This is a genomic window from Vibrio sp. 14N.309.X.WAT.E.F5 (assembly GCF_030397615.1).
Taxonomy (GTDB): domain Bacteria; phylum Pseudomonadota; class Gammaproteobacteria; order Enterobacterales; family Vibrionaceae; genus Vibrio; species Vibrio lentus.
In genome coordinates this window covers 175,588-191,233 of sequence record NZ_JAPNXR010000001.1, presented here as the reverse complement: position 1 = coordinate 191,233, position 15,646 = coordinate 175,588, and the positions used below count along the sequence as shown (strand labels likewise).

Annotated in this window: 12 protein-coding genes; 4 read left to right on the top strand and 8 right to left on the bottom strand. The window is 43.6% G+C overall.

From position 1 onward, the window contains the following. Positions 1 to 2: 2 nt before the first annotated feature. The 3 genes from OW495_RS00820 to OW495_RS00810 form a co-directional block, all read right to left on the bottom strand. Entirely contained in the window at positions 3 to 1,376 is a 1,374-nt protein-coding gene (locus OW495_RS00820) for a YcjX family protein (RefSeq protein ID WP_289884409.1), read from the bottom strand. 223 nt (positions 1,377 to 1,599) lie between these two features. Then, positions 1,600 to 1,785 carry a hypothetical protein gene (locus OW495_RS00815; RefSeq protein ID WP_004734731.1) on the bottom strand — a complete coding sequence of 62 codons (186 nt, stop codon included), beginning with the start codon at positions 1,783 to 1,785 and terminating at the stop codon, positions 1,600 to 1,602. Positions 1,786 to 1,948: 163 nt separating this feature from the next. Then, positions 1,949 to 3,466 carry a fumarate hydratase gene (locus OW495_RS00810; protein WP_289884408.1) on the bottom strand — a complete coding sequence of 506 codons (1,518 nt, stop codon included), beginning with the start codon at positions 3,464 to 3,466 and terminating at the stop codon, positions 1,949 to 1,951. Between the two features lie 254 nt (positions 3,467 to 3,720). Here OW495_RS00810 and pabB point away from each other — a divergent pair, with 254 nt between their 5' ends. Beyond that, the gene (pabB, locus tag OW495_RS00805; RefSeq protein ID WP_289884407.1) at positions 3,721 to 5,118 is read left to right on the top strand and encodes an aminodeoxychorismate synthase component I; all 1,398 of its coding nucleotides are present in this window, start codon (positions 3,721 to 3,723) and stop codon (positions 5,116 to 5,118) included. 138 nt (positions 5,119 to 5,256) lie between these two features. Here pabB and OW495_RS00800 read toward each other — a convergent pair whose 3' ends face one another. Both OW495_RS00800 and OW495_RS00795 read right to left on the bottom strand, forming a co-directional pair. Beyond that, positions 5,257 to 6,975 (bottom strand): ATP-binding protein, encoded by a 1,719-nt coding sequence (locus tag OW495_RS00800; RefSeq protein WP_289884406.1) that lies wholly within the window; start codon positions 6,973 to 6,975, stop codon positions 5,257 to 5,259. 1 nt (position 6,976) lies between these two features. Continuing rightward, complete coding sequence (locus OW495_RS00795) at positions 6,977 to 7,519, bottom strand: heme NO-binding domain-containing protein (RefSeq protein ID WP_065103740.1); 543 nt, start codon at positions 7,517 to 7,519, stop codon at positions 6,977 to 6,979. A gap of 340 nt (positions 7,520 to 7,859) precedes the next feature. On the opposite strand from OW495_RS00795, the gene OW495_RS00790 reads away from it, so the two are divergent. From OW495_RS00790 to OW495_RS00780, 3 genes are all read left to right on the top strand, one after another. Next, complete coding sequence (locus tag OW495_RS00790) at positions 7,860 to 8,459, top strand: CoA pyrophosphatase (RefSeq protein WP_017109688.1); 600 nt, start codon at positions 7,860 to 7,862, stop codon at positions 8,457 to 8,459. Between the two features lie 308 nt (positions 8,460 to 8,767). Continuing rightward, complete coding sequence (locus OW495_RS00785; RefSeq protein WP_102512860.1) at positions 8,768 to 10,021, top strand: aromatic amino acid transport family protein; 1,254 nt, start codon at positions 8,768 to 8,770, stop codon at positions 10,019 to 10,021. A gap of 120 nt (positions 10,022 to 10,141) precedes the next feature. Continuing rightward, the gene (locus OW495_RS00780; protein WP_102307422.1) at positions 10,142 to 11,503 is read left to right on the top strand and encodes an L-serine ammonia-lyase; all 1,362 of its coding nucleotides are present in this window, start codon (positions 10,142 to 10,144) and stop codon (positions 11,501 to 11,503) included. 133 nt (positions 11,504 to 11,636) lie between these two features. On the opposite strand, the gene OW495_RS00775 is transcribed toward OW495_RS00780, so the two are convergent. From OW495_RS00775 to OW495_RS00765, 3 genes are all read right to left on the bottom strand, one after another. Next, on the bottom strand, positions 11,637 to 12,779 hold the full coding sequence (locus OW495_RS00775) for an aromatic amino acid transport family protein (protein WP_102278442.1): 1,143 nt from the start codon (positions 12,777 to 12,779) through the stop codon (positions 11,637 to 11,639). A 545-nt stretch (positions 12,780 to 13,324) separates the two neighbouring features. Beyond that, on the bottom strand, positions 13,325 to 14,155 hold the full coding sequence (gene fdhD / locus OW495_RS00770; protein WP_102512861.1) for a formate dehydrogenase accessory sulfurtransferase FdhD: 831 nt from the start codon (positions 14,153 to 14,155) through the stop codon (positions 13,325 to 13,327). 89 nt (positions 14,156 to 14,244) lie between these two features. Continuing rightward, a complete protein-coding gene (locus tag OW495_RS00765) occupies positions 14,245 to 15,129 on the bottom strand; it encodes a LysR family transcriptional regulator (protein ID WP_004734714.1) in 885 nt (294 codons plus the stop codon). Between the last annotated feature and the right edge of the window lie 517 nt (positions 15,130 to 15,646).

Below are 15,646 nucleotides of genomic sequence, written 5' to 3'. Positions count from 1 at the left end.
AATTACTTCAACTTATCGCCAATGAGATACTCTAAAACCTTGTCGACTCTCAGATGCTGACAAGGCTCATCGGAGTGTTGTTCCATTGGCCTAAAGCTCGTGAAATCAAACTGGTTGGTTTCCCAATACTGTTTGTTCGGCAGTTTGCGCGGCACCTCACCCGGATACATGGTTTGAGGCTCGTTGTTTAAAGTGACACCTTGCAGTGCTGGAACATTGTCTGAACCCGACGAGATATAACCCGCGCTGGTCGCTTGAATAGACGCAATGCTCATGCAACTCATGTCGATGTGTTCAAACGCCGCCTGTTGCCAAGCAGGGTGTACCATCTGCTGTAACAGCGATACCAAGTTCGGATGTTGATCCGGTGTCACGTGATCAGCCTTAGTGGCAGCAAACAAGATCTTGTCAATCTTCGGCGCAAACAAGCGTCTTAGCATATTGCTTCGCCCGTACTTAAAGCTCTTCAATAACTGTTCTAACGCACCACGCATGTCCATGAAAGAGTCATAGCCCGCGTTGAGTGGCTGCAAGCAATCCACCAGCACGATTTGTCTGTCGAACGTAGCAAAGTGATTCTTATAGAACGCCTTTACGACTTTCTGTTGATACTCTTCATAACGCGCTTTTAAAACCGCATAGTTGCTGGTTTTCGAGAATTTACCCTCGGGTGCAGCACACGGGAAGAATTGCAGCACAGGCGCACCTTCAAGCTCACCCGGCAATACGAATCGACCCGGCTGTACCCAGTGCAAGCCGTTATCCTTACAAGTATGAAGGTACTGAGTATAGCTATCGGCAATCGCGACCAGTTTCTTTTCGTCGGCTTCGGCTAGCAAGTCAATGTCACCACGCATTGTGTTCCACTGTTGCGAGTAGGTTTCTCTGTCGCCTTTCAACGCGGCGAATTGGGATTGGCTCCAAGTATCAAAGTCCATATCCAGCAAAGGTAAATCAAGTAGCCACTCACCTGGATAATCGACAATATCGAGATAAAGGGTGCTGTTTTTACTCAGTAGCTTCTTTGCGCCTTTAGCTGGCTTATATTTGATGGCTAGACGAATCTCACTGACATCACGCGTCGGTACTGGCCACTCTGGTGGCTGCGCATTCAAAGCTTCCATCGCTTCATCATAAGAGAAGCGTGGGATCATCATATTGTGTTGCGGGATGCGCTTAGCGCCAATAATTCTTCCGTCTCTCGCCGATGCAAGTAGAGGCAGATTTTTGTGGGTAGACGTATGAAGAAGCTGATTAACCAGCGAAGTAATGAAGGCTGTCTTACCCGCACGAGAAAGCCCCGTGACCGCTACTCGAATGTGAGAATCCGTTCCTCTGCTTATAAAGTCACTCATTTCTTGAGTTAGGTGTTTCATTTGAACGACTCCGTGATAGTTAGGCTAGCTGATTATGATAATAGAGAGGCAAGCCTATGTTCTTTCCCAGTTGGGATAGTTTGTATGCTTTTGCTTGTCTTGATGTTGATGTTGATGTTGATGTTGATGAGTATGCAATACCCATTCTTAATGCTAGATGAATAAAAGCCCCTGACTACGTTCATAATCAGGGGCTTTAGAATTTTTCTGCGATATCCGACTCTTAATCGTCTTCAATCAACTTGTAGATAACAAACAGTGCAATCTCTGCGATTAGCCAAAGTGCACAAGTAATCGTCACGTATTTATTATCAAAGATACTGATCCCTTTCAAGATCAGGTCGTAACCAACAAAAGCACCAATCACCACTGCCAAGATAATCTGTAGGATCTGAATAAAACGAGGCATTCCTCTCTCCTATGTTCTTATATCAAACTATGTGTTCATCACTATATCATTGATAATAAGACAAAAGTGCAAATAATGCTGCACTTTTGTCTTCAAGTTTCTGTCAAGAATTGCAATTCAAACGCTGAAGCTAGCGCCTGTTACGACTTTTGACTTCGGTAAATTATGCTTTTTCAGCTTCAGCAATTTTCACTTTCCACGTGTCAGGGCCGATCTGGTGCGCGTTCACGCCGTTAGAGTCAACCGCAACCGTTACCGGCATGTCTTCAACTTCAAACTCGTAGATCGCTTCCATACCGAGATCTTCAAACGCAACCACACGTGCTTTTTTAATTGCTTTAGCCACTAAATAAGCTGCACCACCAACCGCCATCAGGTAAACCGATTTATGTTGTTTGATTGACTCAACCGTTGCAGGGCCGCGCTCTGCTTTACCAATCATGCCCATAATGCCGGTTTCTTCTAGCATCATGTCGGTGAACTTATCCATACGAGTAGACGTTGTTGGGCCAGCAGGACCTACCGCTTCATCGCCTACTGCATCAACAGGGCCTACGTAGTAAATGAACTTACCTTTCAGGTCGACGCCTTCTGGTAAACCTTCACCACTTTCAAGCATGCCTTGAATACGCTTATGCGCTGCATCACGACCGGTTAAGATCTTGCCTGATAGAAGAACCGTTTCGCCGGTCTTCCACTCTTGAACGTCTTCTTTAGTAATTTCATCAAGGTTAACACGGCGAGTATTTGCACCTGCTTCCCAAGTAATATCTGGCCACTCTTCTAACTTAGGTGGTGTTAGCTCTGCAGGGCCGCTGCCGTCTAATGTGAAATGTACGTGACGTGTTGCTGCACAGTTCGGGATCAAGCAAACAGGCTTAGAGGCTGCATGAGTTGGTGCTGTTTTGATTTTTACGTCAACCACAGTGGTTAGACCGCCAAGACCTTGTGCACCAATACCCAGCTTGTTTACACGGTTGAAGATGTCTAGACGAAGCTCTTCTTCTGTGTTCTCAGGGCCTTTTTCGATAAGCTCTTGAATATCGATGTGTTCCATCAAAGATTCTTTTGCTAGTACTGCTGCTTTCTCTGCCGTACCACCAATACCTATACCTAGCATGCCCGGTGGACACCAGCCCGCACCCATTGTTGGTAGCGTCTTCTCTACCCATTCTGCAATATCATCAGAAGGGTTCAGCATCACCATCTTGGTTTTGTTCTCAGAACCGCCGCCTTTTGCTGCGATTTGAATTTCAACTTTGTTGCCAGGAACCATATTAATGTGAACAACCGCTGGTGTGTTGTCTTTGGTATTAATACGCTTACCTGCAGGGTCCATTAGGACAGATGCACGCAATGGGTTATCTGGGTTGTTGTAAGCTTGACGAACGCCTTCATCAACCATCTGTTGTACTGTTTGATCCGTTTCCCACCTAACATCCATACCGATGTTCACGAAACAAGTAACAATACCCGTATCCTGACAAATTGGACGATGGCCTTCCGCAGACATACGCGAGTTGATCAGAATCTGAGCGATAGCATCTTTTGCTGCTTGGCTCTCTTCTTTCTCGTACGCTTTTTCTAGGGCTTGGACAAAGTCTAAAGGGTGATAATAAGAAATGTACTGAAGTGCGTCAGCGACACTGCTGATCACATCTTGCTTACGAATAACCGTCATTGCATGCCTCTTTATTGTTCTGGTTCCATGTGGGGTCTTGGTTAGACTGTTTTTGTCTAACCGGATTAGTTGGCTTAGCTTTTTATTATGTTGAGCTGTATTTAGTTGCTTTAGCAATCGCTTGCATAGCTTTAAACTAAACCATGTGGTTTGCACCGTTCTAATCAAGAACCCATTTTATTTTCAATTTATGATACTCTTGCTTCCTCTCACACGCCATGCAGTGATCGAACTCTTTGTCACAAATTAAACAAATGAATAACAACGAATTTCGCTCTATCCAAATCAAGCCGCTTGAATATCAATCAACTTTAGCTAAACAGCTGTTTTCTCATATTGAAAGCGTGCCGTGGGCAATGCTATTACGCTCTGCCTCAGAAAGCCACGTTGATAGTCGATACGACATTTTAGTTGCTCAACCCATCGCCACCTTCGAGACAATCGGTGCAAAAACGACCGTCAATGTTAATGAGACGTGCGAGGTTTCAGAGTCAGACCCTTTCGAACTACTCGACCAATATCAACAGCAATTACTACCCGCAACCAGTGAGCATCCTGAACTGCCTTTCATAGGTGGCGCTTTAGGCTATTTTAGCTACGATTTGGGACGACGAGTGGAAGCTCTGCCCTCTCTTGCTAAGCGTGATATTTCTGCGCCAGACATGGCGGTTGGATTGTATGAATGGGCTGTAATTGTTGATCACAAGCTTAAAGCTGCGTTCCTTGTTGGGCAAAACATTGATACCCATTGGGATTGGTTAACTCAACAACAATCGCCAAGCCAACAAGCAGAAAGAGCAGAACGGGCTCATCAGAACTTTGGATTAACCACCCCATGGCAATCCAATATGACTGAACAAAGTTATGCCAATAAGTTCGATAGCGTTCAAGAGTACTTGTTGTCGGGTGACTGTTATCAGATAAACCTTGCTCAACGTTTTCGTGCCGATTACCAAGGCAGCGAATGGCTCGCTTATGAAAAGTTAGAGCAATACAATTCGGCGCCGTTTTCTGGTTTTATTCGTCTTGAACACTCAGCAATCTTAAGTGTTTCTCCTGAACGATTCCTAGAGCTCAATAGTGGCACCATTGAAACAAAACCAATCAAAGGCACACGTCCTCGTTCTGAAGAACCCATGATTGACGACGCCAATGCACAAGACTTAGCGGCAGCAGAAAAAGATCAGGCAGAAAACCTGATGATCGTCGACCTACTGCGCAATGACATCGGTAGAGTTGCAAAGCCAGGCTCGGTTCACGTCCCTAAATTGTTTGAGATTGAAAGCTTCCCTGCCGTTCACCACTTGGTCAGTACGATTAGAGCAGAGTTAGATGTTCAGTATTCAGCAACTGACTTATTAAGAGCCTGTTTCCCTGGAGGATCGATTACCGGAGCACCAAAAGTTCGCGCGATGCAGATCATTGAAGAGTTAGAACCCCATCGACGTTCAGCGTACTGCGGCAGTATTGGCTACATCAGCCGTAATGGCAGAATGGACACCAGTATTACGATTCGTACCTTAGTGGCGGAAGATAATGCCCTCTATGCCTGGGCTGGCGGTGGTGTGGTATTTGATAGTGATTGTGCCTCTGAATATCAAGAAACACTCGATAAGCTGAGCCGTATCTTGCCTGTACTTGAAGAGTGCTAATTTAAATCGATAACTACCTCAGCATAAATTAGCGGCGTGTTGACCAATCTAAGGCATAAAATAAAACAAACCCTAAGCCATCCAAGATCGCTTAGGGTTTTCAGTTTTTAGAAAAGACAAAATACGGATGCGTTAGCGTTAAGCAACAGTTACTGGCGCAATACCCCACTTCTTAAGCATGTCTTTAAGATCATTCGAGGTATAGGGTTTGCTGAGGATGTCATCCATTCCAGACTTAATGCAACGTTCACGCTCTTCAAGTGTCGTTCCGGCGGTGAGTGCCACAATAGACTTAGTGTAGCCTTTCTTTCTAAGCTTTTGTGTCGCTTCAAAGCCATCCATGACTGGCATCCTGCAATCCATAAACACGATGTCATATTCATTGTCAGAGGCCAGTTCCAGCCCTTCGACTCCATTACCTGCGATGGTCGGCTCTATCTCATATTTACGCAGCATCTGTTGGATGATGATTTGGTTCATCTTAATATCATCCACCACTAGAACTTTAAGTAAAGACAGTTCGACCTCTGATTCGAAGCTTTTAGCCACGCAATCGCTCTCTACTGGAACATCGATAACTTGAAGCGGAACTGAGATAGTAAACGTAGTACCAGAACCCAAGACACTGGTAACGCCAATATCACCATTCATCAGAACCACCAACTTACGACAAATCGCTAAACCAAGCCCCGTACCTTCATAGTTTCTGCTACTTGAATTGTCAGCCTGGGTAAAAGGTTCAAACAGTGTTTTATGGGCGGATTCTGCTATACCGACACCGGTATCTTCCACAGAGAAAACGAACTGGTTGTTTTCCCACTTAATATCGACTTTGACATGCCCGTGTTCTGTAAATTTGATTGCATTGCCAATTAAGTTTACGAACAGTTGAGTGATACGTTCTAAATCACCGTTGAAATGAGTCGGTACGTCTGGCGCAATAGTGATCTGGAATTTAAGCTGCTTCTCAATCGCTCGGTTGATGAAGATACTTTCAATCGTATTTCGCAAATCGTGTAGCGCAAATTTCTTAGGAATAAGCTCCAGCATCCCTGCATTAATTTTACTGTAATCCAGTAGGTCATTAATGATGGTTCTTAGAAATTCACCAGATTGACTTAGGTTGTTCACTATCTCGCGCTGAGAACAGTTCAGCTCGGTATCACTGATCAACTCAGCACTGCCTAGCAAGCCGTTAAGCGGAGTTCTTAGTTCATGGTTGATCATCGCAACGAAATCGCGTGTCGCCCTTTCGGATTCTTCCGCTCGTTGTCGTGACTCAATATTTCGATTAATCGCTAATTGGTGACTGAGCGCGCTGCAAATCAGATCCGTTACTAACAAGAGCTGACTCTCGATAAACTCATAGTCTTGATCGAGCAACCTAACCTTAACGATCAGCGCACCAACGATCACCTTCTCCACTTCAAGAGGCACCGTCAACAAGTCACCTTGCCATTGAGGCTCCTGAATATTTTGGTCAAGTTCACCGACAGTTTCGTCGCCATAATCGTATGTAAGAAGCTGAGGGATAAGCTTGGGAGGGAGTATCAGGCGACTGGATTCAATCAAATAGCTGTTGGTTACGTTAGTCGTTAGTTCAGACAACATAATATCGTCAAGGTCATTTCTGAGAAACGCGCGCCCAAAATCGATCAACAAGTTGTCGATTTGTTCTTGAAACTCAATGCGACGAATATTCGCGTTCGAACGTTTTTCTAACTGACGAAGTGCAAGTTCAAGCTGTTGGTTAGCCTCAAACAGTTCAAGGCTCTTTTGTTCCAACAATGCTTCAGCCGCTTTTCGTGCCGCTATTTGACGTTTAAGCTTCTTTTCTAGGGCTGATGCCAGATCCATATTACTTTTCGACTTTTAAATTAAACCTAACCACACTTTGGTCATCATTCTGAGGTGTCATTTCTACCACGATGGTTTCACCATGATAGTCAGCACACCCCTCGATTAACCCCAAGCAGACATGCGACATGCATCTTGCGCTCTTGTAATCAAAGATGAGTTGCGCTTCAGTCGTAGTGATGAAACTAAATTCTGGTGGCTCTGCGTCGGGATAGAGCTTCTTCACTTCTACATGAATATAGCGCTCTACGTGTTGGATAAATTGAAAAGTGGTATTGCTATGTGCAAGGCTGGCTTTGTTTGGTAAAGAGGCTAACAAGTTCTTAAATACCGACTGCCCAAATACGCGTTGTAAACTCCCAGCATCGATATCGGTTTTCTTACTTAGGTTAATAATGAGTTTCACGAGATCTTTATGGTCGTAACTTCCAACCGATGTATAGATCCCTTCGTCTTCAGACATTTCTAAAACTTCTTCCAAAAGTTCCAAACCAAACTTATCTTCAACAAGCTCTAAAAATTCAGTGAATATGATTCCTTTCATCTCATACCTTTTCTTCTATTTCTTTTTAGAATGAGCCACTAGGTGAGTGTTATCAAATTCTTAAAGACAAAAACTACGTTTCACCACTCAATTTTATGACATGGGTAACGCTTACTGGCTCATATACCCATATTGAATATAGCAAAAACCTGACAATTTAAGATAAAGCACACCGAGCTTCTCTATTGATTGGCGATTCTATCTATTGGTACCTGAAAAAGGGTGAAGCAAACAGATCAGGTACAAAAGCCTACGCAAAACGAGCTGAGCCGCGAAATTGGCTTTCAACTCGCTGTTGTGCCTATACTTAAAAGTATAATAATCAACATATTGGCATGGCATGAATAAAGACAACTTCCTTCAACAGTTCCAACTTAACCCAACGGTTGGTTACCACCCTGAATCTGTAGAGCGTGTTTCTCATATTAGTGGGGAGCAACTACGTAAGGCTGCAGTTGTGGTTGGTTTAGTTGAACGAGAAGACGGTTTACATGTCATTTTTACTAAAAGAGCAGCACATCTTAAGCACCACCCAGGTCAAATCAGCTTCCCGGGGGGAAAACATGAGCAATCTGACCCTTCTATGCAATTTACTGCACTAAGAGAACTACACGAGGAAGTAGGAATTCGATCGGATCAAGTTAAAATTGTTGGGCAATTACCAGCATTGAGTACCATTAGTAAATTTTCTGTGACACCTATTGTTGCAATGGTCGATCCTGATTACAAAGCGGTTATTGATCAGAACGAAGTTGCCTCTATTTTTGAGGTTCCTGCCACCTATGTTTTGGATCAAGCCAAGCTTCATAGCCACACCGTCAACTTTAAGAAAATCAAACACCGTGTTTTTGCCATGCCCTTCGAAGAGCACCTTATATGGGGCGTCACAGCTCAAATCATCCAATCATTGCAGCAGCATGTAGTGCAACAAATTACATAGCAACTACGTTTTGTTTAATCTCTGTTAACAAAAATCAGCCTTTCTATGGAACAGATTTATTAATGCAATTTTACGCAAACGTTTTCCTGGTATAAATCTCAACAACCTCGCCTTTCGCATAACAAAAACTAATACCTAGCATGAACATAAATCACCTGTAGCACGCCAATTTCGTGATCAAAAATCCGTTTTTCGCATATCATGTGACACGCCGTTTCATTACATGATTTAGATCTATTTTTTGCAGAAGAAAATTCTGCAGAATTACCCCAACTTATTTCCTGTTCCCAAAAAATGAGTAATTTAACATGAACACAACAACTTCTTCGGCAAATGCCGTTAAAGATTCAAGCAAGTTTAACTATAAAGATTTTACCTGGTGTTTATCACTATTCGGTACAGCAGTTGGTGCTGGCGTACTATTTCTTCCAATCAAAGCTGGTGCGGGTGGTTTTTGGCCATTAGTTATCCTAGCTCTAATCGCGGCGCCAATGACTTGGTTCGCACACAAATCTCTAGCTCGTTTCGTACTGTCTTCTAAGAACCCTGAAGCAGACATTACAGATACAGTTGAAGAACACTTCGGTAAGACCGGCGCAAACCTTATTACTTTTGCTTACTTTTTCGCTATCTACCCAATCGTTCTTATCTACGGCGTTGGTATCACCAACACGGTTGATTCTTTCCTAGTAAACCAAATGGGCATGGAATCTATTCCTCGTCCTCTTCTTTCTGGTGCACTTATCCTTGCTATGACAGCAGGTGTTGTATTCGGTAAAGAACTGATGCTTAAAGCAACTTCAGCGATGGTTTACCCACTAGTATTCATCCTACTAGCATTATCTTTCTATCTAGTTCCTGATTGGAACACTTCAATGATGGAAACAAGCCCAGAATGGTCAGCAATGCCTTCTATTATCTGGCTTGCGATTCCAATCATCGTGTTCTCTTTCAACCACAGCCCAATCATTTCACAGTTCTCTAAAGAGCAACGTCGTGTATACGGTGATGACGCAGTTAAGAAAACTGACGCGATCACTGGCGGCGCAGCAATGATGCTGATGGGTTTTGTAATGTTCTTCGTATTCTCTGTAGTACTTTCTCTATCTCCAGAGCAACTAGCAACAGCGCAAGCACAAAACATCTCTGTACTTTCTTACCTAGCTAACGTTCACGGGTCTCCACTTATCTCTTACATGGGTCCTCTAGTAGCGTTCGCAGCAATCACTTCTAGCTACTTCGGTCACTTCCTAGGTGCTCATGAAGGTCTTGTTGGTCTAATCAAGTCTCGCTCTGGTTCTTCAATCAGCACGATTGAGAAAGCATCTCTAGCGTTCATCGTTGTTACAACTTGGATTGTTGCGGTAGTTAACCCAAGCATCCTAGGTATGATTGAAACAATGGGTGCTCCAATGATTGCAGCTATCCTGTTCCTAATGCCTGTATTCGCGATGCAGAAAGTACCAGCAATGGCTAAGTACAAAACATCAGCACCTGTGCAAATCTTTACAGCTTTATGTGGTCTAGCGGCTATTAGTTCTGTAATCTACGGCGCTCTTTAATCTAAAGCACTTTTTATAAGATGAGCTTCATCTTATATCGCGAGATTAAACACAAAATATAATGATAATAAATGAGCCTCCCTACTCCCCTTGGGAGGCTCTCTTTTTGAGGTAATCGCTATGATTAGTGTATTTGATATCTATAAAATCGGTGTTGGTCCATCGAGCTCACACACAGTTGGACCAATGAAAGCGGGTAAAGAATTTATTGATGACCTACGTTCAATGGGAAAATTGCGCGACATCACTAAAATCACCGTGGACGTATATGGATCACTATCACTGACAGGGAAAGGTCACCACACAGATATCGCTATCATCATGGGTCTTGCTGGCAATACTCCTGAGAAAGTAGATATCGACTCTATCGCGGGCTTTATTGCTCGAGTAGAAGAAACTGAACGTCTACCTGTTGGTATGCACTGTCATACTGTTTCGTTCCCTAAAGATGGCGGAATGAACTTCCATACTTCGAACCTTTCATTACATGAAAATGGCATGAGCATTCATGCTTGGGTTGATGACGAAGTAGCATACTCAAAAACATACTACTCAATTGGTGGTGGTTTCATCGTTGACGAAGAGAGCTTCGGCAAAGAAGAAGAAAACCCAATTAAAGCACCTTACGAATTCACAACAGCTGAAGAGCTGGTTAATCAGTGTAAAGAAAGCGGCCTTTCTATCAGTACACTGGTTATGAAAAACCAAGCGGCTTTCCACTCAGACGAAGAGTCTCGTACTTACTTCGCTAACATCTGGAGAACGATGCGTGAATGTATGGATCGCGGTATGAATACTGAAGGTATCCTGCCTGGTCCACTGCGTGTACCTCGTCGTGCAGCAGCACTTCGCCAACAGCTGATCACTTCAGAAAAAACAACTAACGATCCAATGACGGTTGTTGACTGGGTGAACATGTTTGCTTTCGCAGTAAACGAAGAAAACGCAGCGGGCGGTCGTGTAGTAACAGCACCAACAAACGGCGCGTGTGGCATCATCCCAGCTGTATTGGCTTACTACGATAAGTTCATCCAAACAGTGACAGAGAAAGACTACATCCGTTACTTCGCAGCTTCTGGCGCGATCGGTGGTCTTTACAAGCGTAACGCTTCTATCTCTGGCGCTGAAGTTGGCTGTCAGGGTGAAGTTGGTGTGGCATGTTCTATGGCTGCTGCTGGTCTTGCTGAGCTTATGGGTGGTAGCCCTGAGCAAGTATGTATGGCTGCAGAAATCGGCATGGAGCACAACCTAGGTCTAACGTGTGACCCAGTTGCTGGCCAAGTACAAGTACCATGTATCGAGCGTAACGGTATTGCTGCAGTTAAAGCAATCAACTCAACTCGTATGGCACTTCGTCGCTCTTCTGCTCCTACTGTTTCTCTAGATAAAGTTATCGAAACTATGCTAGAAACTGGTAAAGACATGAACGCTAAATACCGTGAGACTTCTCAAGGTGGTTTGGCAGTTAAGGTTGTTTGTTAATAGCTTCTAACACAGCTTGCTTGGTAACGAGCAAATAATAAAAAAGGAACGCCAATGCGTTCCTTTTTTTGTATTTAAAGCTTTTGTAGCTAAAACTTGGTGACTGATTTATTCAACCGACCAAATTGTTTTGCTAAATCACTTGCGAGATAAGCAAGAAGCAACCAAACAACAATGAGAAAAGCATCATTGGTCGGCCACCTTCAGCGCTGTATCTGTCTTCCGCTACTTTCATAAAGCGTTGCTTATGAACCATCACCAGAGGAACAAAAACAGCCAAGAACACTAAGATGATGCCTGCATAGTTCAACACTTGTAGGAACTTATCTGCAGCAAGCAATGAACCCGCCAGCGGCAAGATGAAACTAATGCAGTAAGTGACCGCTGTGTTTTGGTTAAACATGTCTCTGTTCTGGTTGAACAAAGACATCGCTACACCAAAGAAAGAGGTCAACAACGCCAAGCCAGTGAAGGTAGACAGAACATTACCCACCCAAGGAGACTGAGCCTCAAAAGCCGCCATCAAATCTGATACGTTCTTAAAGCTTCTAAATTGCTCTTCACTCAAGTTACCGACCACAGCAAACAACCAGCACAGGTAGCACACTAATGGAATCAGAGAACCGACGATCACCATGTTACGCAGCTGTTTGTCTGTCGCTTCGTGGTTGTAAGAAACCAAGGTTGGAATCACAACCATAAAGCCAAAGCTTGTGAACAGGATTGCACTGGTTTTGATTAGATCGACATGGTCATGACTGGTTACCTGCATCAAGTTTTCTTGCGTCATGCTTGGTGCCAAAAACACCATAGTTGCAAACAAGCTTGCTAACATCACAAAGAACAATGCGCGGTTGAGCTTATCAATCACTCCTGTGCCACTCGCGACAACTGCACCCGCAAGTAAAGTAAAGGTGATTTGGCTCGTCGTTGCGCTAATGTCTACACCGAAGTTAGACAGTAACTTACTCAGCAAATCACCCGCCCCCAGAATGTAGGCCATCAATAGGCAAATCAATAACGCGTAAAGTAGGCCGTTGGTAATCAACTGCCCTTGTTTGCCCAGAGTTTTTCGAGCAATAGAGTTCAACCCTAGACCGCCACCGGCTTTGATGGTCGCTTCTAGAAGTAATAATGCTGCGTAAGTGGTACCGAAACAGATCAGAACCATCAGCAGCGTGCCGTAAAGCAATCCAAATTGAGCTAATACCATTGGGATCGCAAGCATACCAGCACCGAGAGCGGTACCAGCGATAATTAGGGAGCTACCCATCATTTTAATATTCATTGTTTTTAACTTATTTGTTTAGTTTTTATAGGTGTGAGTCTTCGTACATCGAGCGGATGACAAAGGAGTTCAGATAGAAATAAAGTTATAAAACGAATAACAATAGGAGCGATAAGCAGTAAAGAAGCGTGCAGAGACGTTGTCGAACAGGGTGTTCAAAGGGGATCTTGTCTTAAAGGAGGTAAAACGAGAAGCGTGAGTGAGCGTTAACTGATGTGGTGAACCTTCTGTAGGTTCAATAATCGGCGATGTAATCTTGAATTTCATGTATGTGTCCAATAATTGAGTCACATTCCATAGTATTTGAAGCAGCGTATCCGTTGCTGCCCTACCTCTAGCATTAGAGGTCTTTTCATCTTATCGAATGAGCCTCGAAACACAACGCTGTAACCACAATTTCTGCTATTAAATTGAACAAAATAGCCATTTGAGCAGAAATTAACCACTAAACCGCGTAAAACAATAATCATTTATAATAAAAACCAAAGGGAGACCCAATGGCCTCTCTTTTTATCCAAACGAAAACATTACATTTAAGGTGCTGGGCTATATAAACGAGGTGGACTGTTGTTTGGTAAGTGAATCAGATTTAAGCGATTACGTCTTGCCCATTCGACCGTCAGTGAGGTCGGAGCCGACAAACAAACCAAGGTTGCGATTTCAGCACGCACGGCTTTATGAATAAGCTCTAAGCTGCAACGACTCGTCATAATCACGAACCCCGACTTAGGGTTGATCTCGTTCACAGCCATCGCCCCTATTAGTTTATCCAGTGCGTTATGGCGGCCGATATCTTCACGACAAAGTGAAATTTCACCTTTCGAATTCGCAAACAAAGCGGCATGTAAAGCACCGGATATTTTGGCTGCTTTTTGATGTTCGGCAATTCGCCCTCTCAACCCCTGAAAAACCAGTGGACTGGGTGGTAACGACGATGGCAATGGAACCAAATCCGGAAGTGCTTGTTCAAGCGCTTCAACACCACACAAACCACAACCTGTGGTTCCAGCCAAGTTACGCCGCTGAGTTTTCATGTCCCAAAAGGCGCGATTGCTAATTTCTACTTGCGCGTAATGAGATTCACCATTGCCACCAATCTCAATATCACGAATTTCACTGAATCTTTTTATGATGCCGGTGCTTAAACTAAAACCGCGCACAAAGTCTTCCATGTGGCCTGGTGTTACCATCATAACCGCCTGACTGATCCCGTTATAACTGATCGCCAATGCAGATTCGTTTGCCAGAGGTGCATCCACCACCATGCTATAGCCCGTAAGCTCTCGATAGCTCATGGCATTGGGCTTTGGAGGCGCTTGATTAAAATCAGGCAGTTCAATATAGGATTGAGTTATACATCTCATAAAATCACCCAGAAAGACGGTCAGCTTGACGATATCGACTCAGACTGAAAACATTACTGATTAAGTAAATATCACTGGTTAAACAAACATCACTGATTAAACAAGTGTTTTGCTTCAGCAAAGCACTGATCAGTGAGTGCCGAATAAGGTTCTTGTTTACGCTTAAGTAGACCGAGAGGCGAATGCACCACGGCTTTTTCTATCGGTACGATACGCAGTTGTTCGTTGAGCTCTTCCAATCCAGAGTTAAGCGGCATAACAGCACAGCACAGGCCACTGGTGACGGCTTGGATAAGATGAAACGTAGAGTTACTTTCAATCAAAGTCTGCGGAACTAGGCCTTTACTACCGAAGCTCAAATCAATCGAATGACGATAATGCATGCCTTTAGACAAAAGCCCCAAAGGAATGCTATTGAGTGATTCCCATAAGACTTCCGACTCAGCAAAATCAAAGAATCGGCTATCATACAGAATGCCTAAATCCGTCGAGTTCATTTCTATAACGTCAAAATAAGCCGTATTGATCTGGTCGGTGTAACACATACCTAAATCAAGTTGGTTACGATTGAGCTGGTCTATGATCTGCTCAGATGTCATCGACAAAATTTGAAAACGAAGTTCAGGGAACTTTTCTGCTAAAGGCTTAATCAACTGCATCGGGTTTTGGCTAGCTAAAGGCACCATGCCAACTCTCAGCGAGCCGACCAGTTGACCACGGCAGTTAGCCGCTTCAGCTTGTAAACCGTCATGAGCCGCTAAGACCGTCTTTGCCCAAGCCAATATACGTTCGCCCGCTTCGGTAAACCCTTCAAAACGTTGACTTCTTGAAATCAACTCGAGGTCTAACTCTTCTTCTAAACGCCTTATCCTCATCGACAACGTAGGCTGAGTAATATGGCAAAGTGTCGCAGCCTGACCAAAGTGTTTCGTTTGATCTAAAGCGATTAAATACTTAAGTTGTTTTATATCCATGAATGATTAGTAAAACCTTGAAATGAAGCGTCGTCTTCGCGTTCGTCGTACATTCACTGTTCTCTGTGATTGAAAAGAGCTATCACGGGAAATGACTCAATCTGTAAAGCAACAGCCAAAATAAAACGGTATTTTTTGATTTAAATCAAAGTATGTCCAATTTAAATACAGGTCAAATCTAAATTACCTATAACGTGATAGACGGCAACTATCATGGAAGACTCAGCTATACCAAGGCTGCTCGATAAATCCCTCATAAAATAGAACTCACATCGCACTGGCTAATAAATTCTATTTATCACTATAACAAGTCTATTTATCACTGTGGCAAAAGCGATACTTTCCATATTTACTCGCCATGATAGATTCTATTTATCACTTAGTCGGCAATATCAATTGGACGCATCGCCCCTTAACGACATAACCTTTGATTTAGATCATGGCAAAAAGACAGCCAATCTATTTCTGAATTTTCAAAGCAGTAAACAGGTATCGACATCAAATAATCAAAACCGTT

Bases quoted from the DNA above. Each gene is read 5' to 3' on its own strand.
- OW495_RS00765 (WP_004734714.1), bottom strand. From the start codon at position 15,129: ATGGATATAAAACAACTTAAGTATTTAATCGCTTTAGATCAAACGAAA.
- OW495_RS00790 (WP_017109688.1), top strand. From the start codon at position 7,860: ATGAATAAAGACAACTTCCTTCAACAGTTCCAACTTAACCCAACGGTT.
- OW495_RS00820 (WP_289884409.1), bottom strand. From the start codon at position 1,376: ATGAAACACCTAACTCAAGAAATGAGTGACTTTATAAGCAGAGGAACG.
- fdhD (WP_102512861.1), bottom strand. From the start codon at position 14,155: ATGAGATGTATAACTCAATCCTATATTGAACTGCCTGATTTTAATCAA.
- OW495_RS00810 (WP_289884408.1), bottom strand. From the start codon at position 3,466: ATGACGGTTATTCGTAAGCAAGATGTGATCAGCAGTGTCGCTGACGCA.
- OW495_RS00775 (WP_102278442.1), bottom strand. From the start codon at position 12,779: ATGATGGGTAGCTCCCTAATTATCGCTGGTACCGCTCTCGGTGCTGGT.
- OW495_RS00795 (WP_065103740.1), bottom strand. From the start codon at position 7,519: ATGAAAGGAATCATATTCACTGAATTTTTAGAGCTTGTTGAAGATAAG.
- OW495_RS00815 (WP_004734731.1), bottom strand. From the start codon at position 1,785: ATGCCTCGTTTTATTCAGATCCTACAGATTATCTTGGCAGTGGTGATT.
- OW495_RS00800 (WP_289884406.1), bottom strand. From the start codon at position 6,975: ATGGATCTGGCATCAGCCCTAGAAAAGAAGCTTAAACGTCAAATAGCG.
- pabB (WP_289884407.1), top strand. From the start codon at position 3,721: ATGAATAACAACGAATTTCGCTCTATCCAAATCAAGCCGCTTGAATAT.
- OW495_RS00785 (WP_102512860.1), top strand. From the start codon at position 8,768: ATGAACACAACAACTTCTTCGGCAAATGCCGTTAAAGATTCAAGCAAG.
- OW495_RS00780 (WP_102307422.1), top strand. From the start codon at position 10,142: ATGATTAGTGTATTTGATATCTATAAAATCGGTGTTGGTCCATCGAGC.